4 protein-coding genes and 1 pseudogene are annotated in these 3,772 nt (G+C 32.2%); all 5 read left to right on the top strand.

Annotated elements, in window-relative coordinates; genetic code table 11:
* Positions 1 to 130 precede the first annotated feature (130 nt).
* On the top strand, positions 131 to 1,228 hold the full coding sequence (locus KVT34_RS29215; protein ID WP_217563186.1) for a replication initiator protein A: 1,098 nt from the start codon (positions 131 to 133) through the stop codon (positions 1,226 to 1,228).
* A gap of 199 nt (positions 1,229 to 1,427) precedes the next feature.
* On the top strand, positions 1,428 to 2,222 hold the full coding sequence (locus KVT34_RS29210) for a ParA family protein (protein ID WP_217563185.1): 795 nt from the start codon (positions 1,428 to 1,430) through the stop codon (positions 2,220 to 2,222).
* Entirely contained in the window at positions 2,203 to 2,694 is a 492-nt protein-coding gene (locus KVT34_RS29205; protein ID WP_217563184.1) for a hypothetical protein, read from the top strand. Before KVT34_RS29210 ends, KVT34_RS29205 begins: the two co-directional genes overlap by 20 nt.
* A gap of 1 nt (position 2,695) precedes the next feature.
* Positions 2,696 to 2,857, top strand: a complete 162-nt coding sequence (locus tag KVT34_RS29200) for a hypothetical protein (protein WP_217563187.1) — start codon at positions 2,696 to 2,698, stop codon at positions 2,855 to 2,857.
* A 12-nt stretch (positions 2,858 to 2,869) separates the two neighbouring features.
* Positions 2,870 to 3,406: pseudogene (locus tag KVT34_RS29195) on the top strand (D-glycero-alpha-D-manno-heptose-1,7-bisphosphate 7-phosphatase); the annotation flags it as partial.
* Between the last annotated feature and the right edge of the window lie 366 nt (positions 3,407 to 3,772).

Genomic DNA, 3,772 nt, shown 5'->3' with positions numbered 1-3,772 from the left:
AGGTTTGTATTAACATATTTAAAGTTGGTTTGCTTCTTTTATGATAGCATATACTTTAAAATATGTGAACTACAATCCTCTGTTTTCCTATACCCATTTTTGGGCGGGGTAAATTGGAGGATTTTTTGTTATGACTAAAGATAAAAAAGAACGCCGTATAAATGGTAAAAAAGCAAGTAAAGAACTCTATTTCCAATTAAATCAATATTTATTTTACGAGCCAAAATATAGAAAATTAAGCAATAATGCTCGTGTTTTATATTCTATATTACGAGATAGATATAAGTTATCACTATTAACTTCTGAACATACTGATACATATACAGATACTGACGGTAATATTTATTGCATTCTAGATAATACTGAAATTAGTTATTTATTAACGGTATCTGAACCTACAGCTATTAAGGCAAAAAAAGAACTACATGCTGCAGAATTACTAGATGAAGAGCCTGTAAAAGATGAACCCAACCGCTTATACGTATTAGAACCTGAACTTACAACAGATAACTGGACTTATATGTCTGAGCTGGAAGAGTTAAGAAAACAAAAAAGAGAAAAGAAAGCAGCACGTATCAAGAAACAAAAAGACAAGCAAGCCGCTGAAAAAGCTGAAAAACAACAAGAAGAAACTCCAGTACCAGTTGGTGACTTAAATAACTTTAGCCACCAGGAAAATAAGGGTTCTTCAAAAATTGGTGACTTAAATAACTTTAGTCACGTGACTAAAGAATCTTTAGAGTATACAAAAGTATTTGTTATACAGACTGATTTTACTTACTTTAGTAAGTATGTAGGTAGCAGCATCCCTGATCTCATTATTGTTTTTTACAATCAATATTTCAAAACAACTAAATATGCAAAAATCGAATTAACAAAGATGTGTGAAGAGCAAAATACATTACTAGTATTTGAAGCTATTAAACGTGCTATTGATGGTGAACCGGACAAGCCTATTGCATACATACAAAAAACTATTAAAAATTGGAATGCTGCTAATTGCGAAACTTTAGAAGATATTCAGAAGTTTGAAGAGAAACATCGCGAAAAGAAAAAACAGAGCAAACCAAAATCTAACTATAAATCTAAAAATAAATCGGTACGTAGTGAAATGGTTCCAGGATGGGTTGGTAACGAAGATACTGCTGAGAGTAGTGGACAAGTCCCTGAAGATTTAGAGGAAAATCAAAAACGTTTAGATGAAATGTTGAAAAAGAACAAAAAATGATGAGTAATAGCTCCCTTTAATTTCACATACCGTAATGAATTGTAAATATTAATATTTTGAAAGATTATTAAAGGGATTATTGAATCAACATCGAAATATTTTATGTGTGATAAAAACAAATTAATAAAATGCTAATATTAACATTAATGTTATGATAATTTTATGAAATGGTTTTATTAAGAGTGCGGGAGGTATGAAAATGGCTTATAAATTGGCTTTTGTGCAAAATAAAGGCGGTGTATTGAAGTCTTCTATGACTGTAAATATTGCTGGCTTATTTGCTAAACAAGGAAAAAAAGTATTAATCGTTGATGCTGATCAGCAGGGTGACGTTCTACTGTCATTCGGTAGAAATCCGGATGAATGCAAGATAACATTGTATGACGTTCTTGTGGATTATGTACCGGCAAAAGAGGCAATTATTAATGTCTATGAAAATATTGATGTATTACCTTCCAATTCTGATATGGGTTTATTAGATTTTGATATTCTGCCAAACCAGGATAAGTATATTAATCCATATCTTTTATTGAAGGTGGCTTTAATGTCTATTGAAAAAGAGTATGATGTTATTCTTTTTGATAGCCCGCCTAGTTCCGGATTGATTCAAAGTAATGTCATTTGTTGTACGGATAATATCATGATACCTTTCCAACCGGAAAAATATAATGTTAGATCGTTAATTAAATTAATGGATGCCTTAAATGGATTCCGTGAACAAAATAACCCAAGTCTAAAAATAACCGGTGTAGCGTCTACACTCGTGCAAAAGAATACGGTTTTACATCAGACTGTTATGCAAGACGCGAAGGAATTTTGTACATCTGAAAATGTACATTATTTTGATGCCTTTATACCTAAAAGTATTCAGTTTGCTAACGCAATCGCTAATGAAGAATTACCATTAACTTTAGCAAAGAGAAATAATGAATTTGCATTTTACTATAAAAATCTATTTAAGGAGCTGAATGAAATTGACTCGCAAAGTATCTAATCTTTTCCCAAATAGCGCGACAAGAGATAAAGAAAAAGAAATAGAATCAAAAAAACAACAAAATGATAACGTTAATATTAATGTTAATGTTAACGAAACAGCAACAAAACAAGAACAAAATGAAATCCAAAAAGAAACACCTGAAAACAATGACGTTAACGATGAAAATAATGAAATATTAACAGAACCAAATAATGATGTTAATGAAGAAGAACCCGAGGTTCCTGAAGTATCTGAAATTCCTGAAGTTCCTGAGGAACCAGGTAAAAAAGGCCCTGAAGAAGAGGAAGAAGACGATGTTCTTGCCTTTTTGAATGAAACTAATAAGAAGGTATTAGTTGGCTTTTATTTAGACGAGGATATTAATAAAGTAATTAAAAAGCTTTTAGGTAAAAAACCAGGTCGAGGCGCTCAATCACAATTAGCAAATAATATATTCCGTAAATTCTTTGAGGAAAAAGGGTTATTGTAATATGGCTTTTGTAATACGTGCAGAAGGATTTGTTATAGATAGCTGTGAACCTGGCAAAGAAGGACAAGAATTAGAGTTTACTACTTATGATGAAGCAGAAGATGTAATGTTGGAACTACGTAAATATAATTCACATGCAACATTTGAAATTGTGGAAATATAGGAGGGGAAATACATGCATGATTCAACTAAACAACAGCGTGCAATTTTCTTAGACAGAGACGGCGTGATTAATGAAGTTTTAACTGATCGAGTTAAGTTTGTAAATAAAACAAGTGATTTGTATTTAATCCCAGGTGCAGCAAAAGCAATCGGTACGTTTAATAAGATGGGCTTTAAGGTATTTGTTGTTACAAACCAAGCGGGCGTTACTTTTGGATATATGACGCAATCAGAACTAGACATGATTCATATGAAATTAAAATCGTTATTATTCCAAGAAGATAAAGACGCTGTTATACATGAAATTTCAGCATGTATACACGCTCCTACTGAAAATTGTATTTGTAGAAAACCAAATGCAGGGCAACTTACGAATTTAGCGAAAAAATACAATATCGACTTGAAAAATAGCTACATGATTGGTGATATGGAAACGGATATTGAAGCAGGTAAAAAAGCAGGAACTCAAACAATATTAATTTCTTCTAATGATGAGGAAACTACTGCAGATATGCAGTTTTCTTCTTTGTTAGAACTGATTAAAAATAATGGTGTGGGATACTCTTGTGAAAAATGCTATTCCGAAATGAAACTTGATCACTCTTATTCTAAAGCTACCGATGAGCAACGGGAGACTTTGGCCCCTTATGAGTACTGTTCTTGTGATGTCCATGTGTATAAATGTGTATGCGGTGAAGAAACTCACATAGATCCTCCGGAAGAGTATCAGTGTGAATCTTGTAAAGAACATTTAGCTTTCGACAGTTTAGCTTAATAGAAATATATAATGTAAAAAAGCCGCCCAAGATGAGGTGCACCCCAATTGTTAGACACGAAAGACAATTGGAGGTGTACTTTTTTATGGTTAAATTTTCACAAGAACAAAAATTAGAAGTGGTAAGACAATATTTAGATG

The sequence above is a fragment of the Paenibacillus sp. GbtcB18 genome (assembly GCF_019091125.1).
Taxonomy (GTDB): Bacteria; Bacillota; Bacilli; order Paenibacillales; family NBRC-103111; genus Paenibacillus_F; species Paenibacillus_F chitinolyticus.
This window is presented reverse-complemented; position numbering and strand designations above follow the sequence as displayed.

Bases quoted from the DNA above. Each gene is read 5' to 3' on its own strand.
- KVT34_RS29215 (WP_217563186.1), top strand. From the start codon at position 131: ATGACTAAAGATAAAAAAGAACGCCGTATAAATGGTAAAAAAGCAAGT.
- KVT34_RS29210 (WP_217563185.1), top strand. From the start codon at position 1,428: ATGGCTTATAAATTGGCTTTTGTGCAAAATAAAGGCGGTGTATTGAAG.
- KVT34_RS29200 (WP_217563187.1), top strand. From the start codon at position 2,696: ATGGCTTTTGTAATACGTGCAGAAGGATTTGTTATAGATAGCTGTGAA.